Source organism: Salipiger sp. H15, assembly GCF_040409955.1.
In the GTDB taxonomy this organism is placed as follows: Bacteria; Pseudomonadota; Alphaproteobacteria; order Rhodobacterales; family Rhodobacteraceae; genus Salipiger.
In genome coordinates, this window is the sequence record NZ_CP123384.1 from 579,004 (window position 1) to 596,652 (window position 17,649).

Consider the following 17,649-nt stretch of genomic DNA (forward strand, 5'->3'; position numbering starts at 1 on the left):
CCCGCCTGCGGAGCCTTTGCTGCGCTGCGGCTAGGTCGGGACAGGTACGGCGATTCGCCTCCGGAAGCTGGCTGGATCGCGCTCGCGGGACGGCGATGGGGCGCTCAGTCGAGCGCGTCGATCTCCGCCGCCACAAGCTGCTGAAGGCGCCAGAGTTTCGCGTCGTGGATGCCCTGCGCGGCCAGCGCGGTCACCGTCCGGTGCAGGTACTCGGTGTTCGAGCCGGCGTGGCCGCAGGCGCGCGCGATGATCGCCGCGGTCTGCTCGAGCGTGAGATCGGTGCGCAGCCGCTCGCCCTTGGGGGGCGCGTAGAAGGTCAGCGCCCGCACCGGCCCCGCCTCGGCCTCGACGTCGATCCAGCTGTAGGAGGTGCTCAGCTCGACATAGGGCATCTCGCGCCGCACCAGCGCCTCCAGCGCCGTCCCGACCTCGTCCTCGGGCACCTCCTGCAGCAGCGCGGTGCAGTCGCCGCCCGGCATCAGCGCCATCATCAGCCCGGGCGCCTCGGGCGTGCCGCGCCACGAGGTCAGCTCGATGCAGAAGGAGCGGTGCCAGCCGAGCGCCCGCCCCCGCCGCGAGGCGGCCGGGCGGAATTCCGGCTTCCACAGCAGCGAGCCATAGGCAAAGACCTGCAACGGCCCCTCGGGCCTCTGCGAAAGAATCTCGCGGGCCTTGGCGGCGATGGCCGCATCGTCCAGCCGGGTCCAGCCCCGATCCGCGGCGTCGCCCTCGGGAATGTCGCGGAACACGCGGCTGACATGCGCGTCGGTGAGGTGAAGCTCTGTATCCATGCGCTTATATCGCCACGCACGCGGGCGCCGTGCAAGCCGGCGGGAGGCCCTGCACAGCCCCCTGTGCGCCGCTGCTGCAAGGCTGGGCAGCCCGGAGCCGCGGGCGGCGCCGGTCGGGGCAAAAGAAAAAGGGCCCGGTCTCCCGGGGCCTTCCTCAACTCTGCAAGCGCGAGGCTTACTCGCCGCGGTTCAGGGCCGCGCCGAGGATGTCGCCGAGCGATGCACCCGAGTCGGACGAGCCGTACTGTTCCACGGCTTCCTTCTCTTCGGCGATCTCGCGTGCCTTGATCGACATGCCCAGACGACGGGTCTTGCTGTCGATGTTGGTGACGCGGACGTCGAGCTTGTCGCCGACCGAGAAGCGCTCGGGGCGCTGCTCTGCGCGGTCACGCGACAGGTCGGAGCGGCGGATGAAGGACTTCATGCCTTCGTATTCCACCTCGATGCCGCCGTCTTCGATCGCGGTCACTTCGACGGTCACGATCGAGCCGCGCTTCACGCCGCCAACCGCGTCAGCGAACTTGTCGCCGCCGAGTGCCTTGATCGAGAGCGAGATGCGCTCCTTGTCGGTGTCCACTTCGGTGACAACGGCCTTGACCACGTCGCCCTTGCGGTACTCCTGGATGGCTTCCTCGCCGCGCTGATCCCACGAGAGATCCGAGAGGTGAACCATGCCGTCGATCTCGCCGGGCAGGCCGATGAACAGACCGAACTCGGTGATGTTCTTGACCTCGCCCTCGACCTCGGTCCCTTCCGGGTGGGTCTCGGAGAACACTTCCCACGGGTTGCGCATGGTCTGCTTGAGGCCGAGCGACACGCGGCGTTTCGCGGCGTCGATCTCGAGAACCATGACGTCGACTTCCTGCGAGGTCGACACGATCTTGCCCGGGTGGACGTTCTTCTTGGTCCAGGACATTTCCGACACGTGAACCAGACCTTCGACGCCCGGCTCCAGCTCCACGAAGGCGCCGTAATCGGTGATGTTGGTCACGCGGCCCGAGTGCACCGAGCTCAGCGGGTACTTCACGGCCACCAGATCCCACGGATCTTCCTGCAGCTGCTTCATGCCGAGGCTGATACGGTGGGTGTCCTTGTTGATCTTGATGACCTGGACCTTCACGGTCTCGCCGATCGTCAGGATCTCCGACGGGTGGTTGACGCGGCGCCATGCCATGTCGGTGACGTGCAGCAGGCCGTCCACGCCGCCCAGGTCAACGAACGCACCGTATTCGGTGATGTTCTTGACCACGCCGTCGACCGTCTGGCCTTCGGTGAGGTTGGCGATGACTTCCGCACGCTGCTCGGCGCGCGATTCCTCGAGGATCGCACGGCGCGAGACAACGATGTTGCCACGGCGACGGTCCATCTTGAGGATCTGGAACGGCTGCTTGAGACCCATGAGCGGGCCGGCGTCGCGCACGGGGCGGACGTCAACCTGCGAGCCGGGCAGGAAGGCAACGGCGCCGCCGAGGTCGACGGTGAAGCCACCCTTGACGCGGCCGAAGATCGCACCTTCGACGCGGGCGTCGTCGGCGTAGGCCTTCTCGAGACGGTCCCATGCCTCTTCGCGGCGGGCCATCTCACGGCTGATCACGGCTTCGCCGCGGGCGTTTTCTGCTGCGCGCAGGTAAACCTCGACTTCGTCGCCGACCGAGATCTCGGGGGCTTCGCCGGGGTTTGCGAATTCCTTCAGCTCGACGCGGCCTTCCATCTTGTAGCCGACGTCGATGATGGCCTGGCCCGCTTCGATCGCGATGACCTTGCCCTTAACAACGGACCCCTCTTCGGGGGTGTCCATTTCGAAGCTTTCGGAAAGGAGGGCTTCGAACTCCTCCATGGTTGCGTTTGCCATGTGGCGTATATGTCCTTTACATCGGTTTTACTGGCCGGGTGGTTGTCTCCACCGGTCTTCGGATTGGTCTTTCGGGCGCTCCGCATATGACAAAGAGGGCCGGTTGTCCGACCCTGCCCGTCTCGATGTCCGCGGCGTTTGATGCCTTGCTTGACGCGCGCGATATAGCCCCACCCGTCCCGCAGATCAAGGGCGAAGGCCGGATCGATGCCCTCTCCGCCCGGCGCACCCGCCCGTGGCCGGCCTCCGGCGGGCGTATTTAAGAAGAGAAGAAGCAGGAGGCGGCGCGCCCGTCTCCGCCGCTCACGGCCCTGTCACGAAGCGGAGGCTTGGCGCGTCGGGCGATTGCTGTATCGTCACGATCCGGAGGAGATCCGCATGACCCAGTCCCGAGTTCCCGCCCAGCGCCACGCCGACCGCGTCGTCGAGACGGCGAACGATCCCGCCGCCGCGGCGCGCTCGCGGCTCGCCGCCTCCTGGCGCCGCTCGCTGGCCCATCACGGGCTCGACCCGGCGCGGCAGGACGGGGTGCACCGGATCACCGAGTCGGACCTCACCGAGCGCCGCGACCGCGCGGCGCAGCTGCTGCGCATCGCCGCGCCGAAGCTCGACGCGCTCTACCAGATGGTCGGCAGCTCGGGCTGCGGCGTGCTGCTCACCGACGCCGAGGGCGTGGTGCTCGACCTGCGCGCCGCCTCGGGCGATCTCGGCGTGTTCCGCGCCTGGGGGCTCTGCCCCGGCTCGGACTGGTCCGAGGCCTCGGAGGGCACCAACGGCATCGGCACCTGCATCGCCGAGGCGCGGCGCGTGGTGATCCACCGCGACGAGCATTTCCACGCGCGCAACATCGCCATGAGCTGCATGGACGCACCGATCTTCGGCCCCGAGGGCGAGCTGATCGGCGCGCTCGACGTCTCGTCGGCCCGCGCCGACCAGACCGAGGCCTTCAACCGGCTGATCGCCGCCATGGTCGCCCAGACCGCCCGGCAGATCGAGGCCGACGCCTTCCGCGCCGCCTTTCCCGAGGCGCGCATCATCGTGGCCGATGCCGAGGAGAGCGAGGCCTCGGTGCTGCTGGCGGTGGATGGCGACGACCTGGTGCAGGGCGCGACCCGCGCGGCGCGGCGCTCCTTCGGGCTGGAAAGCAGCGGCCCGCTGCTGGCGCGTCCGGCCAGCGACCTCTTCGGCCGCGACGACGGCCCCTCGGGCTTCGAGCGCGCCGAGCGCGCCGCCATGGTGCGCGCCCTCGCCCGGGCGCAGGGCAATGTCTCGGAGGCCGCGCGCATGCTCGGCGTCGGGCGGGCCACCTTCTACCGGCGGATGAAGAAGCTCGATCTCCCCCACTAGGCGCGCCGCCTGCACGAAGGCCCCGGACCTGTCTCGCTGGCGAGACAGGTGGGCGCCGCGATCGCCGCCCCCCGGGCTGACGCGAGGGCCGCGCCCCGCCACACTCCTCTCATGCCCCGGTGGAGGACCGGGCCCTGAGGAGGACAGACATGAACGAGATGACCAAGGTCGCGGTCGAGTACAAATCGCCCTTCCGCACCCGCTACGACAACTTCATCGGCGGCAGGTTCACCGCCCCGGTGAAGGGCCAGTATTTCGACAACATCACCCCGATCACCGGCGCCAAGGTCTGCGAGGTGGCGCGCTCCACCGCCGAGGACATCGAGCTGGCGCTCGACGCCGCCCATGCCGCCCGCGAGGCCTGGGGCCGCACCGCGCCCGCCGAGCGCTCGAACATCCTGCTGAAGATCGCCGACCGCATCGAGGAGAACCTCGAGTTCATCGCCACGGCCGAGACCTGGGACAACGGCAAGCCGATCCGCGAGACCATGGCCGCCGACATCCCGCTGTCGGTCGACCACTTCCGCTACTTCGCCGGCGTGCTGCGGGCGCAGGAAGGCAACATGTCCGAAATCGACCACGACACCGTGGCCTATCACTTCCACGAGCCGCTCGGCGTGGTCGGGCAGATCATCCCCTGGAACTTCTCGGTGCTGATGGCCGCCTGGAAGCTTGCCCCGGCGCTGGCCGCCGGCAACTGCGTCGTGCTGAAACCGGCCGAGCAGACTCCGGCCGCGATCATGGTGCTGATCGAATGCATCGCCGACCTGCTGCCGCCGGGCGTGCTCAACGTGGTCAACGGCTTTGGCGCCGAGGTCGGCGCGCCGCTCGCCCGCTCGCCCCGCATCGCCAAGATCGCCTTCACCGGCTCCACCGAGACCGGGCGCAAGATCATGCAGGCGGCGACCGAGAACCTCATCCCGGTGACGCTCGAGCTCGGCGGCAAGTCCCCGAACATCTTCTTCTCGGACGTGATGGCCGAGGATGACGCCTTCCTCGACAAGGCGGTCGAGGGCTTCGTGCTCTTCGCCTTCAACCAGGGCGAGGTCTGCACCTGCCCGAGCCGCGCGCTCATCCAGGAGGACATCTACGAGGACTTCATCAAGCGCGCCATCGCCCGGGTCGAGGCGATCAAGCGCGGCGATCCGCGCGACATGTCCACCATGGTCGGCGCGCAGGCGAGCCAGGAGCAGCAGGAGAAGATCCTCTCCTACCTGACCATCGGCGTCGAGGAAGGCGCCGAGGTGCTCACCGGCGGCAAGGCGGCGCAGATCGACGGGCTCGAGAACGGTTTCTACATCGAGCCGACGATCCTCAAGGGCCACAACAAGATGCGGGTCTTCCAGGAGGAGATCTTCGGCCCGGTGGTCTCGGTCACCACCTTCAGGGGCGAGGCCGAGGCGCTCGCCATCGCCAATGACACCATGTACGGGCTCGGCGCCGGGGTCTGGACCCGCGACGGCACCCGCGCCTACCGCTTCGGCCGCGCCATCGAGGCGGGCCGGGTCTGGGTCAACAACTACCACGCCTATCCCGCCCACGCGGCCTTCGGCGGCTACAAGCAGTCGGGCATCGGGCGCGAGACCCACAAGATGATGCTCGACCACTACCAGCAGACCAAGAACATGCTGGTCAGCTACAACCCCAACAAGCTGGGTTTCTTCTGATCAGCCCTCTCTGATCTCCCGGCTTCCTGACCGGCGCACCGGCGTATCCCACCCCACGCGCGTCGCTCAGGGGTCTGCCGGCCAGGCCCTCCCGCCTGGTCGGCAGTTCCTCTCCCGGTGGCCAAGCCTTCGCTTGCCCGTCATTTTCCGCGTGCTACCCTCCGCCCCGACAGAAGATCGGCGCAAGGCGCAGGAGGCATTCCATGAACATCATCTGGCTCGGGCACGGCTCGTTCCGCATCGAGATCGAGGACCAGGTCCTGCTGATCGACCCCTGGGTCATCGGCAGCCCGGTCTTCCCCGAGGCCCGCATCGACGAGGCGCTCGAGGGCGCGACGCAGATCCTCATCACGCACGGCCATTTCGACCACACCGCCAATGCGGTCGAGGTCAGCCAGCGCACCAAGGCGCCGGTCTCGGGCATGGTCGAGCTGGCAGGCCAGCTGCATGGCAGGGGCGCGGTCGAGGGCCATGCCTTCAACAAGGGCGGCACGGTGAATTTCGGCAAGGTCAGCGTCAGCATGGTGCCGGCCTCGCACAGCTCATCGCTGCCCACCGACACCGGCCCCCGCTATGCCGGGATGGAGACGGGCTTCGTCATCAAGGGCGAAGGGAAGACCATCTACTTCTCGGGCGACACCACGATCATGGCCGACATGGGCTGGATCGGGCAGTACTACAAGCCCGACATCGGCATCCTCAGCTGCGGCGGCTATTACACCATGGACATGGAGATGGCGGCCTGGGCCTCGAAGACCTACTTCGACTTCGACACGGTGATCCCGAGCCACTACCGCACCTTCCCGGCGCTCGAGCAGTCGGCCGCGAAGCTCGCCGAGGGGCTGCCGGGCGTCGACGTGATCGAGCCCGAGATCCTGCTGGCGATCACCCTCTGAGGTGCGCGCCGGGGGCCGGGCGCCGCCGCGCCCTGCTTCCGGTGCCACACCGCGCCGCGCCCGCGCCGCTGCCCGCTTCCCGCCCCCCGGCTTCCCGCCTATAGTCCCCGCCAAACCACGGGGACGGCAGGAAAAGGCCGGGCAGCATGGCAGGCAGTACGGCGGATCAGGCGCCACTCAACATCCTCATCGTCGGGCAGTCCGGGCGGCTGCAATACGAGGCCGTGCTCTTCGCCCTCTCGCTCGATGCCGCCACGCCCGAGGGCCGGACCCGCCTCTTCGTCGCCGAGCCGCAGCCCGGCCCGCTCTGGGAGGCCGACCCGCGCATGGGGCCCGAGGCCTGCGACATCCTGCGCGACCTCGGCGCCAAGATCCTGCCCTTCGAGAGCCGCCACTTCGGCCAGCCCTACCCCTATGGCAACAAGATCGAGGCGCTCTTCGCCCTGCCGGGGGGCGAGCCCTTCGTCTTCTTCGACACCGACACGCTGATCACCGGCGATCTGTCCGAGATCCCCTTCGACTTCGCCCGCCCCACCGCCTCGATGATGCGCGAGGACACCTGGCCGAAGATCGAGCTCTACGGGCCGGGCTACACGCAGACCTGGAGATCGCTCTACGACCGCTTCGGGCTCGACTTCGACAGCTCGCTCGACCGGTCCTGGCCCGACGAGTACTGGCAGCGCTACCTCTATTTCAACGCGGGCTTCTTCTTCCACGAATGCCCGCACCGCTTCGGGCGGCGCTTCCTCGACTACGCCCTGTCGATCCGCGAGGACCCGCCCGCCGAGCTGGTCTGCCAGAGCCTCGACCCGTGGCTCGACCAGGTGGCGCTGCCGCTGGTGATCCACAGTCTCGGCGGCGGGCGGAACACGCTGCCCGAGGGGATGCTCGACCGCACCCACAGCTGCCACTACCGCGCCATGCCCCTGCTCTACGCCCGCGAGAGCGACGAGCTCGTCGCCTATCTCGAGGCCATCGCCGCGCCCAACCGGGTGAAACGGCTGCTGAAGGAGCACGAGCCCTTCCTGCGCTACATCTACCAGGGCCGGGGCGCGAAGGTGCGCGAGATGTTCGACCGGGACGACCTGCCCCGGCGCGAGCAGGGCATCCGCAACCCGCTCAAGCGCGCCGGGCTCTGGATGCGCTGAGCGCGCGAAAACCCGCAGCCGCCCCACAAGACCCTTCTTGCCTCAACCAGACTCGTGTTACGTTGATATCAACACAATGGACGGAGGAGGTCCCATGAGCACCGCACCCACGCTTCTTGTCGGCACCACCAAGGGCGCCTTCCTGCTCAGCAAGGGCGAGGATGGCTGGTCCGCCGAGGGCCCCTTCTGCAACGGCTGGCCGATCAACCACATGGCCGGCGACGCCGCCACCGGCACGGTCTGGGCCGCGGGCGGCAACGAATGGTTCGGCGCGGGGGTCTGGCGCAAGAACGGCAAGGGCTGGGACCTGTCGAAGCTCGCCGCCGGGCAGGTGGACGAGTGGATGGCCAATGACCCCGAGCTTGCGGCAAAGCTCGGCGTGAAACCCTCGGGCCCCGCGCCCTACACCGGCCAGCTGCAGGCGCTCTGGTCGCTGAAGCGCGCCGGGGACACGCTCTACGCCGGCGGCAAGCCCGCCGCGCTCTACGCCAGCAAGGACGGCGGCGAGACATGGGACGAGGTCGAGAGCCTGCGCAACCACCCCTCCTCCGACAGCTGGACCCCCGGCGCGGCCGGGCTGACGCTGCACACCATCCTTGCCGACCCGGCGGACCCGAAGCGCATGTGGCTGGCGATCTCCGCCGCCGGGGTCTTTGCCACCGAGGACGGCGGCGAGACTTGGGAGCGCCGCAACCGCCGCTCCAACGCCCCCGCCCGGCCCAGTTCCCACCCCGCCGCCGGCGACGAGCACGAGACCGGGCATTGCGTGCACAACATGGGCCGCGCCGCCGGGGGCGGCGACCTGCTCTACCAGCAGAACCACCACGGCGTCTTCCGCTCGCGCGATGGGGGTCGCAGCTGGGACGAGATCACCGAGGGGCTGCCCTCGACCTTCGGCTTCCCCATCGGCGTGCATCCGACCGACCCCGACACGGTCTGGACCCTGCCGCTCAACAGCGACATGGACGGGCGCTACCCGCCCGACGCGAAGGCCGCGGTCTGGCGCTCGCGCGATGGGGGCGAAAGCTGGGAAGCCTGCCGCGAGGGGCTGCCGCAGAAGGGCTGCTTCTTCACCGTGTTGCGACAGGCCATGGCGGTGGATGCCGCCGAGCCCGCGGGGGTGTTCTTCGGCACCAACTCGGGCTCGGTCTTCGGCTCCTTCGACGAGGGCGACAGCTGGACCGAACTGGCCCGCCACCTGCCGACGGTGCTCTGCGTCGAGGTGATGCCGCGCGCCTGACCGGGCCGCGCGAAATTCCCGTCCCCACGGGGACGGGACATATATGAGTGTCCCCGCGGGGACAGGGGCGCGCCCTGCCGTCCCCGCGGGGACGGGCGTTATTCCGCCGCGCCGCCCAGTTCGAAGACCATGGTGACCTGCGTGCTCACCACCGTCTCGCCCGCGGCGACCGGCACCTTGGCGGAGCGCGCCATCTCCATCATCGGCGCGGGGGCGAAACCGCCGCCCGCCTCGGCGATCGAGATCACCGGGCCAAGCGTCACCCCGGCGGCCTCGGCCAGCACGCGGGCCTTGTCCATGGCGTCGGCGACGGCGTCGCGGCGCGCCTCTTCCATCACCGGTTTCGGCTCCTGCAGGCCGAAGGTCAGGCCCGAGAGCTGGTTGGCGCCGTCGTCCAGCACCGCGCCCAGCACCTCGCCGAGACGGTCGAGATCGCGCACCCGCACCGAGAGCTGGTTGCCCGCCTCGAAGCCGGTGATGCCGCGCGCCGCGCCCTCGCTGCCGTCCGACCAGACCGGCCGCAGCCAGATGTCCGAGCTCTGCCGGTCATTCGCCGCGATGCCGAGCTCGTCGAGCCGCGCCAGCAGCGCCTCGGCCACGCGCGAGGCCTCGTCCATGGCCGCGCCCGCCTCGGCGTTCTCGGCGGTGATCCCCAGCGAGACCGTGGCCATGTCGGGCGTCGCGGCGACCTCGCCTTCGCCTGTCACGGTGATCCGCGGCAGCGGCGCGTCCTGCGCCGAGGCGATCGCCGGCGCCACGAGCGCGAGGCAGGTTGCGGCCATGAGGGCCGCGCGGCGGGGAATACTGATCATAAGCACATCCTTTGACTTGGAATTCTGCTCACAATGTCGGTAGGGAAGAGGCCGAGGACAAGGGCCGGGTGCCCCCGGTTCTTCCGCTGAGCAAACTCCTGCTGTAGGCTGCGCTCAGGGAGCCGGAGACTCCCATAGCTCCAAGAGCAGTGCTAGAGACCGCGCATGATACCAGATTTCGCGCTTTCGCTTACTTCAGACGGACTTACGCTGCTGCGCCGGAAGGCCGGCGGGTGGCTTGCGCTTGCCGAGGCGGACCTTTCCGCCGACGCTTTCGACGAGGTCCGGCTGCGGGCGCAGGCCGAGGACCCCGCGGGGGCGCAGGTCGCGCTCTTCCTGCCCAACGACCAGGTGCGCTACCTCGAGATGCCGGACCCCGGCACCGAGGCCGAGCGCCGCGCCGCGCTCGAGGCCGCGCTCGAAGGGGCGACGCCCTACCGGGTCAGCGATCTGGTGATCGACTGGTCGCTCTCGGGCACCACGCTGCTCGGCGCCGCCGTGGCGCGCGAGTCGCTCGAGGAGGCCGAGGGCTTCCTGCGCGACCGCGGCTTCGAGCCGGTGCTCTTTGCCGCCATCCCGCCCTCGGGCACCTTCCGCGGCACCGCCTATTTCGGCCCGGCCGAAAGCTGGACCGGCGCCACGCCCGAGCGGCCGGGCAAGGTCATCGTGCTGCCGCCGGAAATCACCCCGGAGCCGGAGGTGGCGCGGCAGGACGAACCCGAGCCCGCCCAGACGCCCATCGAAACGCCTGTCGTGGAGACCGCGCCGGTCGCCGCCGAGCCGGCCGTTGCACCGGATGCGCCCGCCGCCCCCGCAACGGCTGCCGCGGAAGAGGAGACCGCCGAGCCGCGTCCCGCCCCTGACGAGGCCCCCGCCGAGCCCGCCTCCCCGGTGCTGCCGGATCCCGTGCCCGCCGCTCCCGCGGTCAGCGCGCCGACCGAACCCCCCGCCGCGCCCAGCTTCACCAGCGTGCGGGCGACCCGCGACGCGGTGCCGCCCGCGCCGCCCACCGCCCCGCGCCTGTCGATGGGCCGCGAGACGCCCTCCGCCGCCCGCCCCGCGCCCACCCCGATCGCGCCGCCCGAGCTGCGCGGCCCGGCCGAGGCCGCCGGGCCGGACACGACGAAACGGCGCGGCCTCGGCTTCGGCAAGCGCCGCGGCAGCGCAGAGCCCGAGCCCGCCGCCCGTCCGACCTTTGCCCCGATCAAGACGCCGCCCGAGCCCGAGACCGGCTCGGAAACCACGCAGGGCATCAAGCAGGTCACCCCGCGCCCGCCGATCTCGCATCCGCTGGACCCCGCCGGCAGCGCGCCGGTCTCGGGGCAGGCCCGCGTCGCGGCGCTGCGGCAGGAGGCCGGCCACGCCGACGCGCCGATGCACAGCCGCCGGGCCGCCGCCTCGCTCACCCCCGAGGAAGAGCGCGATCGGCTCACCGTCTTCGGCGAGCGCGGCGGGCAGCAGAGGGTCGGCGGCAAGCCGCGGTTCCTCGGCCTGATCCTGACCATCCTGCTGCTGCTCTTCCTCGCTGCCGTCGCCGCCTTCTCGTCGGTGTTCCTCCGCGACGAGATCTCGCGCTTCTTCGCCCCGGCGCAGACCGAGGACACCGCGCTGGCCCTGCCCGAGACGGAGACCGAGCCGCTGCCCGCCGCCGAAGAGGACCCCGCCGCGCTCGAGGAGGAGGATGCCGACGCCGCGCTGGCCGCGCTCGAGCTGCCGCCCGCCGCGAGCGAGGGGCTCGAGGACGCCCCGGCGCCGCGCGTGACCGAGCGCAACCAGATGACCACCGACGAGGCGGCCGAGAATTACGCGGTCACCGGCATCTGGCAGCGCGCGCCCAACGCGCCCGCCCGCCCGCCGCAGACCAGCGCCGAGGATGTCTACGTCGCCTCGATCGACCCCGAGGTGCAGCAGTTCGACGCCGTCGCCCTGCCCGATCTCGACGCCGGCCCGCGCGAGGACCTGAGCCTCGAGCCGGTGCGCCTGCCGCCGGGCCCCGGCGTGCGCTACGATCTCGACGCGCGCGGCCTCGTCAAGGCGACGCCCGAGGGCAATGTCTCGCCCGACGGGGTGCGCATCTTCACCGGCCTGCCGCCGCAGGTGCCGCCGCTGCGCGAGCCCGCGGCCGAGGCGCAGCCCGAGACCCCCGCGGGCGATCCCGCGACCGAGGCCACGGCCGAACCGTCCGAGCCGGACGAGGCGGGCGCCGACACCGCGGACGAAAGTCCCGCCCCCGCCGCCGATCCGGCCCTTTCCGGGCCGCGCCCGCGCGCCCGCCCGGGCGACCTGATCGAGCAGACCGAGCGCGCGGTGCTGGGCGGCGTGTCGCTGGCCGAGCTCGAGAAGATGCGCCCGCAGATGCGCCCGCTCACCGCGCAGGAAGAGGCCATGGCGCTCGACCTGCCGGTCACCGAGCAGGCCATCGGTGCCTCGCTCACGCCGCTGCCGCGTCCGCGCAGCATGGAGGCGATCGTTCAGGAAGCGGTGAAGCAGGCGTCGAACACGCCCGCGGAACCCGCCGCCGCCCCCGCGCCGAACATCCCGCAGAACGCCAGCGTGTCGAAGAGCGCGACCCTCAGCAACCAGATCGACCTGCGCGAGATCAGCCTCATCGGCGTCTACGGCAACGACAGCAACCGCCGCGCGCTGGTCCGCCTGCCCTCGGGCAAGTACCAGAAGGTGCAGGTCGGCGACAGCATCGACGGCGGGCGCATCGCGGCCATCGCCGAGGACGAGCTGCGCTACGTGAAGGCCGGGCGCAACGTCGTGCTGAAGATGCCGCGCAGCTGATCCGCACGCGGCGCAGGCAACAGTCCGCAAACGGCTGGACGCCAGCGCCGCATGGGTCTATCCCCCATCCGAACTTTGCTTTGGTGAGACCATGCCCGACCTGCTGATCGAACTCTTTTCCGAAGAAATCCCGGCCCGGATGCAGAGCCGCGCCGCCGAGGACCTGAAGAAGCTCGTCACCGACGGTCTGGTCGAGGCCGGTCTGACCTATGCGGGCGCCGCCGCCTTCTCGACGCCGCGCCGCCTGACGTTGACCGTGCAGGGCCTGCTGGCCGCCTCGCCCGCCACCCGCGAGGAGCGCCGGGGCCCGAAGACCGACGCGCCCGAGAAGGCCATCGAGGGCTTCCTGCGCGGCGCCGGGGTGACCCGCGAACAGTGCGAGGAGCGCGACGACAAGAAGGGCAAGGTGCTCTTCGCCATCATCGAGAAACCCGGCCGCCCCGCCGCCGAAATCGTCGCCGAGGTCCTTGAGCGGACCGTGCGCACCTTCCCCTGGCCGAAGTCGATGCGCTGGGGCGCGGGCTCGCTGCGCTGGGTGCGGCCGCTGCATTCGATCATCTGCCTGCTGACCGACGAGCAGGGCGCCGAGGTGGTGCCGCTCGAGATCGACGGCATCGTCGCGGGCCGAAGCACGCGCGGCCACCGCTTCATGGGCGGCGCGGCCTTCGAGGTCTCGTCCTTCGACGATTACGAGGCCAAGCTGAAGCGCGCCAAGGTCGTGCTGAACCCGACCGAGCGCGCCGACACCATCTGGCATGACGCCACCAACCGCGCCTTCGCCTCGGGTCTCGAGGTGGTGGACGACCGCGGGCTGCTGGCCGAGGTCGCGGGCCTCGTCGAATGGCCGGTGGTGCTGATGGGCGAGATCGGCGAGGAGTTCCTCAAGCTGCCGCCCGAGGTGCTGCAGACCTCGATGAAGGAACACCAGAAGTTCTTCTCGGTGAAGAACCCCGCCTCGGGCCGGATCGAGCGTTTCGTCACCGTGGCGAACGTCGAGACCGCCGATGACGGCGCGACGATCCTTGCCGGCAACCAGAAGGTGCTTTCGGCCCGCCTGTCGGACGCCAAGTTCTTCTGGGAGAACGACCTGCGCGTCGCCAAGTCGGAGGGGCTCAGCGCCTGGACCAAGCGGCTCGGCAACGTCACCTTCCACAACAAGATGGGCAGCCAGAAGGCGCGCATCGAGCGCATCGCCGCGCTGGCACGCGAGATCGCGCCCATGGTGGGTGCCGATGCCGCGCTCGCCGAGCAGGCCGCGCTGGTGGCCAAGGCGGATCTCTCGTCCGAGATGGTCTACGAATTCCCCGAGCTGCAGGGCCTGATGGGCCGCTACTACGCCGAGGCCGCGGGCCTGCCGGGCGAAGTTGCCGCCGCCTGCCAGGAGCATTACTCGCCGCTCGGCCCGTCCGACGACGTGCCGACCGCGCCGGTCTCGGTGGCCGTGGCGCTGGCTGACAAGCTCGACACGCTGACCGGCTTCTGGGCGATCGACGAGAAGCCCACCGGCTCCAAGGACCCCTACGCGCTGCGCCGCGCCGCGCTCGGGGTGATCCGCCTCGTGCTGGAGAACGGGCTGCGCCTGCACCTCGACCGGCTGATCGATGCGCAGATCCTGCGCCACCAGATCGAGGCCGACGGCGAGCGCGAGGAAGCGCTGCTCGAGGACCTGCTGCGCGAGATCGCGCATCACGGCGTCTTCGGCTCGGCTGCGCGCGCCATCGTCGACCAGGTGAAGGGCAACGCCCCGGAATGGATCGAAAAGGTCGAGAACCACTCGGGCGAGCTCGGCGACGACCTGCTGGCGTTCATCCATGACCGCCTCAAGGTGTTCCTGCGCGACGAGGGCATCCGCCACGACGTGATCGACGCCTGCCTCGCCATGCCGAACCGCGACGACCTCGCGCTGCTGGTGACCCGCGCCAAGGCGCTGAGCGCCACGCTGGCGACCGAGGACGGCGGCAACCTCGTGCAGGGCTTCAAGCGCGCCAACAACATCCTCACCCAGGCCGAGGAGAAGGACGGGGTCGAGTACAGCTTCGGCGCCGACCCCAAGTTCGCCGAGAGCGACGAGGAAAAGGCGCTGTTTGCCGCGCTCGACAAGGCCGAGGCCGAGATCGCGCCCGCGATGGCCGCCGAGGACTTCGCCGGGGCGATGGGTGCCATGGCCGCGCTGCGCGGGCCGATCGACGCCTTCTTCGAGGCGGTGCAGGTGAACTCGGACAACCAGGTGGTGCGCCGCAACCGGCTCAATCTGCTCTCGCGGATCCGCCACACCTGCCTGCAGGTCGCCGACCTCACCCGCGTCGAGGGCTGAGCCTCTCCGCCCCGGGGCATATCCCGGGGCGATCATTCCGGTACCGGTGCCGCCTCGTTACGCCCCGTCACGGCGCCGGGCCTTTCAAAAGGTGTTAGTGCGACACACCCTTTTCGGGCTAGGCTGCACTGCGGATAAACAGGGGCCCGTCATGCCCGACACGTACCGGAAAGACATGCAGGCGGATGATCCGCATGTGACGCTCATCACCCCGTCGGCGCCGATCACGACGCCGACCCATGGCGGCCGTGCGAAATGCCTGCAGCGGCTTGTCCGTCTCGATCTGCCGGTGCCGCGCACGGTGGCGCTGAGCTTCGACACGGTGCACCGCATCGCGCAGGGCGAGATGCCGCCTCCCGGCCTCATCCTCGGCCAGTTCGCCCCCGGAACGCTGCTCTGCGTGCGCCCCTCCTCGGAGGATCCCGACTGGGGCGGGCCGGGCTCGGTGCTGAACATCGGGATGAACGACGCCACCTTCGTCGACTATTCCGACCGGATCGGCGCCGAGGCGGCCTCGGCGCTCTACATGCGCTTCGTCATGGGCTACGCGATCCACGTGGCGCGGCTTGACCCCGACGTCTTCGAGGAGATCGACACCACCGGCCAGCAGGGCCTGTCGGACGCGCTGCGCGCCTACGAGGAACAGGCCGAGGAGCCCTTCCCGCAGGATCCCGCCGTCCAGCTGACTGCTGTGCTGCGCACCATGGCCCGCGCCTGGGAGGGCACCACCGCCCGGCTGCTGCGCCAGGCCAAGGGCGCGCCGGTCGATGCCGGGCTCGGGCTCATCGTGCAGGAGATGGCGCTGGGGCTGGGTCAGGGCGAATGCGGCTCGGGCGTGCTGCAGCTGGTGAATTCCGAGACCGGCCTGCCGCAGGTCACCGGGCGCTACCTGCACCAGAGCCAGGGCCGCGACGCGCTGCACCATGAAAACGCGGCGCTGTTCCTCGAGCGCGACCCGCGCGGGCCCTCGCTGCAGGAGCTGGCGCCCGAGGCCTTCGAGCAGCTGAAGGCCCATGCGCGGCTCATGCGCCAGCGCCTGCGCGCGGAGATGCAGATCGAGTTCACCATCGAGAATGGCCGCGTGCACATTCTTGACGGGGTGCGGGTGAAACGCTCGCCCCGCGCCGCGCTGCGCATCGCCGTGCGGCTGGCCGAGGACGGCATCATCAGCCGCGAGGAGGCGCTGATGCGGGTCGAGCCGCGCGGCCTTTCCGAGCTGCTGCACCGCCAGGTCTCGCCCGAGGCCGAGCGCGACGTGATCGGCCGCGGCGTCGCCGCCTCGCCGGGCGCCGCGACCGGCAAGATCGTCTTCAGCGCCGCCGAGGCGCAGGCCTCGGCCGCGCGCGGCGAGCCCTGCATCCTCGTCCGCCGCGAGACCTCGCCCGAGGACGTGCGCGGCATGCACGTCGCCGCCGCGGTGCTGACCGAGCGCGGCGGGATGACCAGCCACGCGGCGGTGATCGGCCGCGGCCTCGGCCTGCCCTCGGTGGTGGGGGCCTCTGGAATGGGCTTCCGGCTGAACGACAAGGTGTTGATTTCGCAGGACGGTCGGCGCTTCCGCGAGAGCGACGTGATCACCGTCGATGGCACTTCGGGGCAGATCCTCGCGGGGGCTCCGGCGATGGTCGAGGCGGCGCTGGACGACGCCTTCCGCACCTTCATGTCCTGGGCCGACGATGCCCGCGACATCGGCATCCGTGCCAATGCCGACACGCCCGCCGATGCCGCCACCGCGCGCAACTTCGCGGCGCAGGGGATCGGCCTCTGCCGGACCGAGCACATGTTCTTCGAGGCGGACCGCATCACGCCCATGCGCGAGATGATCTTTGCCGATAGCCCCGAGGACCGGAAGGCCGCCCTCGCCCGGCTGCTGCCGATGCAACGTGCTGACTTCACGGAACTTTTCCGGATCATGGAAGGGATGCCCGTGTGCATCCGCCTGTTCGATCCGCCGCTGCACGAGTTCCTGCCGACCGACCGCACCGGGCTGCGCGACCTTGCCGAGGCGCTCGACCTGCCGGTCAGCGACGTGACCCGCCGGGTCGAGTCCATGGGCGAGTACAACCCGATGCTGGGGATGCGCGGCGTGCGGCTCGGCATCGCGGTGCCCGAGATCTACGACATGCAGGCCCGCGCCATCTTCGAGGCGACGCTGGACGCGTCGAAGGACGGCGCGCCGGTCGAGCCCGAGATCATGCTGCCGCTGGTCTCGGCGATGAAGGAGGTCGAGCTGGTCAAGACCCGCATCGACGCCGTCGCCGCCGCCGTGCGCAACGAGCGCGGCCGGGCCTTCGACTACTCGCTCGGCGTCATGGTCGAGACCCCGCGCGCCTGCCTGCGCGCCGACGAGATCGCCCAGCACGCGCATTTCATCTCGTTCGGCACCAACGACCTCACGCAGATGACCTACGGCCTGTCGCGCGACGACGCCGGGCGGTTCATGTCGCACTACGTCCAGCAGGGGGTCTTCGCCGAGGATCCCTTCCACCGGCTCGACCCCGACGGGGTGGGCGAACTGATCAAGATCGGGGTGGAGCGCGGGCGTCGCGGCAACCGCGGAATCATGCTCTCGATCTGCGGCGAGCATGGCGGCGACCCTGATTCGATTGCCTTCTGCAGGGAGGCGGGAATCGACTACGTGAGCTGCTCACCGTTCCGCGTTCCGGTTGCAAGACTTGCCGCTGCGCAACTCGCGATAAAAGAGAAGATCGGCTGAAAAGGCCGATTTTCGCCTAAAATGCGCCGTTATCCCCAAAGGATGACGTAGCTGTACCTTTGCGTGTTCTTACCCGGGT

At 70.1% G+C, this 17,649-nt stretch carries 11 protein-coding genes; 8 read left to right on the top strand and 3 right to left on the bottom strand.

Annotated features, from left to right (window positions below; genetic code table 11):
- Positions 1 to 104: 104 nt before the first annotated feature.
- Positions 105 to 791, bottom strand: coding sequence for a gamma-glutamylcyclotransferase (locus PVT71_RS02825; protein WP_353472979.1), 687 nt, complete (start codon positions 789 to 791; stop codon positions 105 to 107).
- Positions 792 to 966: 175 nt separating this feature from the next.
- Complete coding sequence (gene rpsA, locus PVT71_RS02830) at positions 967 to 2,643, bottom strand: 30S ribosomal protein S1 (RefSeq protein ID WP_353472980.1); 1,677 nt, start codon at positions 2,641 to 2,643, stop codon at positions 967 to 969.
- A 378-nt stretch (positions 2,644 to 3,021) separates the two neighbouring features.
- Between rpsA and PVT71_RS02835 the strand changes: the two genes are divergently transcribed.
- The 5 genes from PVT71_RS02835 to PVT71_RS02855 all read left to right on the top strand — a co-directional run bounded on the left by PVT71_RS02835 (position 3,022) and on the right by PVT71_RS02855 (position 8,941).
- Entirely contained in the window at positions 3,022 to 3,990 is a 969-nt protein-coding gene (locus PVT71_RS02835) for a GAF domain-containing protein (RefSeq protein ID WP_353472981.1), read from the top strand.
- 149 nt (positions 3,991 to 4,139) lie between these two features.
- Entirely contained in the window at positions 4,140 to 5,657 is a 1,518-nt protein-coding gene (gene adh, locus PVT71_RS02840; RefSeq protein ID WP_353472982.1) for an aldehyde dehydrogenase, read from the top strand.
- A 203-nt stretch (positions 5,658 to 5,860) separates the two neighbouring features.
- Positions 5,861 to 6,553 (top strand): metal-dependent hydrolase, encoded by a 693-nt coding sequence (locus PVT71_RS02845; RefSeq protein WP_353472983.1) that lies wholly within the window; start codon positions 5,861 to 5,863, stop codon positions 6,551 to 6,553.
- A gap of 146 nt (positions 6,554 to 6,699) precedes the next feature.
- A complete protein-coding gene (locus tag PVT71_RS02850; RefSeq protein ID WP_353472984.1) occupies positions 6,700 to 7,701 on the top strand; it encodes a hypothetical protein in 1,002 nt (333 codons plus the stop codon).
- Positions 7,702 to 7,795: 94 nt separating this feature from the next.
- The gene (locus tag PVT71_RS02855) at positions 7,796 to 8,941 is read left to right on the top strand and encodes an exo-alpha-sialidase (protein ID WP_353472985.1); all 1,146 of its coding nucleotides are present in this window, start codon (positions 7,796 to 7,798) and stop codon (positions 8,939 to 8,941) included.
- Between the two features lie 98 nt (positions 8,942 to 9,039).
- Here the strand turns inward: PVT71_RS02855 and PVT71_RS02860 are convergent, their stop codons facing one another.
- Positions 9,040 to 9,753, bottom strand: coding sequence for an SIMPL domain-containing protein (locus PVT71_RS02860; protein ID WP_353472986.1), 714 nt, complete (start codon positions 9,751 to 9,753; stop codon positions 9,040 to 9,042).
- Positions 9,754 to 9,918: 165 nt separating this feature from the next.
- On the opposite strand from PVT71_RS02860, the gene PVT71_RS02865 reads away from it, so the two are divergent.
- From PVT71_RS02865 to PVT71_RS02875, 3 genes are all read left to right on the top strand, one after another.
- On the top strand, positions 9,919 to 12,540 hold the full coding sequence (locus tag PVT71_RS02865; protein WP_353472987.1) for a hypothetical protein: 2,622 nt from the start codon (positions 9,919 to 9,921) through the stop codon (positions 12,538 to 12,540).
- 91 nt (positions 12,541 to 12,631) lie between these two features.
- Complete coding sequence (glyS, locus tag PVT71_RS02870) at positions 12,632 to 14,854, top strand: glycine--tRNA ligase subunit beta (protein ID WP_353472988.1); 2,223 nt, start codon at positions 12,632 to 12,634, stop codon at positions 14,852 to 14,854.
- A gap of 151 nt (positions 14,855 to 15,005) precedes the next feature.
- The gene (locus PVT71_RS02875; protein ID WP_353472989.1) at positions 15,006 to 17,570 is read left to right on the top strand and encodes a putative PEP-binding protein; all 2,565 of its coding nucleotides are present in this window, start codon (positions 15,006 to 15,008) and stop codon (positions 17,568 to 17,570) included.
- The last annotated feature ends 79 nt before the right edge of the window (positions 17,571 to 17,649 follow it).

Excerpts from the sequence above, each read along its gene's own strand:
- PVT71_RS02825 (WP_353472979.1), bottom strand. The coding sequence starts at position 791 with ATGGATACAGAGCTTCACCTCACCGACGCGCATGTCAGCCGCGTGTTC.
- rpsA (WP_353472980.1), bottom strand. The coding sequence starts at position 2,643 with ATGGCAAACGCAACCATGGAGGAGTTCGAAGCCCTCCTTTCCGAAAGC.
- PVT71_RS02835 (WP_353472981.1), top strand. The coding sequence starts at position 3,022 with ATGACCCAGTCCCGAGTTCCCGCCCAGCGCCACGCCGACCGCGTCGTC.
- adh (WP_353472982.1), top strand. The coding sequence starts at position 4,140 with ATGAACGAGATGACCAAGGTCGCGGTCGAGTACAAATCGCCCTTCCGC.
- PVT71_RS02845 (WP_353472983.1), top strand. The coding sequence starts at position 5,861 with ATGAACATCATCTGGCTCGGGCACGGCTCGTTCCGCATCGAGATCGAG.
- PVT71_RS02850 (WP_353472984.1), top strand. The coding sequence starts at position 6,700 with ATGGCAGGCAGTACGGCGGATCAGGCGCCACTCAACATCCTCATCGTC.
- PVT71_RS02855 (WP_353472985.1), top strand. The coding sequence starts at position 7,796 with ATGAGCACCGCACCCACGCTTCTTGTCGGCACCACCAAGGGCGCCTTC.
- PVT71_RS02860 (WP_353472986.1), bottom strand. The coding sequence starts at position 9,753 with ATGATCAGTATTCCCCGCCGCGCGGCCCTCATGGCCGCAACCTGCCTC.
- PVT71_RS02865 (WP_353472987.1), top strand. The coding sequence starts at position 9,919 with ATGATACCAGATTTCGCGCTTTCGCTTACTTCAGACGGACTTACGCTG.
- glyS (WP_353472988.1), top strand. The coding sequence starts at position 12,632 with ATGCCCGACCTGCTGATCGAACTCTTTTCCGAAGAAATCCCGGCCCGG.
- PVT71_RS02875 (WP_353472989.1), top strand. The coding sequence starts at position 15,006 with ATGCCCGACACGTACCGGAAAGACATGCAGGCGGATGATCCGCATGTG.